Origin of the sequence: Arthrobacter sp. I3, from assembly GCF_000520575.1 — a bacterium.
Classification (GTDB): Bacteria; Actinomycetota; Actinomycetes; order Actinomycetales; family Micrococcaceae; genus Arthrobacter; species Arthrobacter humicola_A.
The window spans coordinates 208,459-209,953 of sequence record NZ_KI914938.1; the positions used below are offsets into that span (position 1 = coordinate 208,459).

A 1,495-nucleotide genomic window follows, 5' to 3' on the forward strand; every position below is an offset into this window, starting at 1 on the left:
CCGCCGTTTTCGTGGCGGGCAGCCGCCCCAGGACGCCGGGAGCGGACCGGAGCGCGAGGCCCGCGCCTAGACTGGCTCCATGACAGCTGAAAAGGACCTGCACGCCCTCCTGGCCACCATGCACCCCGAACTGCGCGAGGGCGAATACGTCTACGCCCTGTGGCCGCACGGCAAGCCCCTGGCCGGGGCCATTGCGGCCGCCGTCCGTGAGGCGGAAGGGCTGACCGTCGTGCTGCCGCGGAACGAAGCGGACAGCCTGGGGCTCTCCTACGACTTCGTCGCGGCCTGGATCACGCTCCAGGTGCACTCTTCGCTGGAGGCGATCGGCCTCACGGCAGCCGTCAGCGCGGCCCTGACCGAGGCGAAGATCAGCTGCAACGTCCTGGCCGGCTTCCACCATGACCATCTGCTGGTGCCGGTGGCGGACACCGAACGGGCGCTGGAGGTACTGCACGAGCTCGTCGCGGCCAACGGTGTGCACAAACCGGCACCGGAACTCGTGCTGCGCAGCGAGGAACCGGCGGACCGTCCCGCCATCCTCGCCCTCACCGCCGCCGCGTTTGCCATCTCGCCCGCCACCGGAGAGCACGTCGACGGCGAACCCGAGGAGGTGAAGCTGCTGGCGCGGTTGTTCGAGTGCCAGGAATACCTGCCGGCGTTCAGCATCGTGGCCGAACTCGACGGCGAAATCGTGGGGCATGTGATCAGCACCCGCGGATGGGTGGACGGGCTGGAGCTGCTCGGCCTCGGGCCGATCGGGGTGCTGCCGCGGCTGCAGCGCCACGGCATCGGCACCGCGCTCATGAACGAGACCGTGGCGCGGGCCAACACCGCGGGGGAGCGGGGGATAGCCCTGCTGGGCAGCCCCGAGTACTACTCCCGCTTCGGCTTTGTTCCGTCCACCTCGCTCGGGGTGGCGCCGCCGGAGGCAGGCTGGGCCGCGCACTTCCAGTTGCTGCCGCTGGCCGTCTGGCCCGGCGGCGTGAGCGGCACCTTCCGCTACGCGGAGCCTTTCGCGGACTGATCCGCCCGGCGGCGGGATACCATTGACCGGGCGCCCCAGTAGCCCAATTGGCAGAGGCAGCGGACTTAAAATCCGCGTGTTGTGGGTTCGAGTCCCACCTGGGGCACTGGGCTGCGCGCCGCCCTGCGGCGCCCGGCAGCCTGGCGGCCCTGACCCCCGGCGTTTCCAGGCCCGTCGCACGGGCTTGTCCCTCGCACGTGCTTGCCCTCGGGGTCGACTGACCCGGGCAGCCGTTCCGGGCCGTCGCCCCCCGGCAAAACAGCCGCCGCAAACCGTCCAGATTTCCTCTATGCAACGAGTGTTATAAGGATGTGACCGTAGTCACTTATTTTCACGTCGAAATTGCACTAGCTTGAAGTGGAATCAGGAACACCTGATCTTTCGCGTCAAAGGCCGTTCGCACCTTTAGATCGAGGAGCTTGTACATGACTTCACTCCCCCGGGTTGCGCCCCGCGTCGCTAAGCTCACCG

Annotated in this window: 1 protein-coding gene and 1 tRNA gene; both read left to right on the forward strand. The window is 68.4% G+C overall.

What is annotated here, in order from left to right:
* The first annotated feature begins 79 nt into the window (after positions 1-79).
* Positions 80-1,024, forward strand: coding sequence for an N-acetyltransferase (locus Y706_RS0115740; RefSeq protein ID WP_028277357.1), 945 nt, complete (start codon positions 80-82; stop codon positions 1,022-1,024).
* A 32-nt stretch (positions 1,025-1,056) separates the two neighbouring features.
* Positions 1,057-1,130: transfer RNA gene (locus tag Y706_RS0115745), tRNA-Leu, on the forward strand.
* The last annotated feature ends 365 nt before the right edge of the window (positions 1,131-1,495 follow it).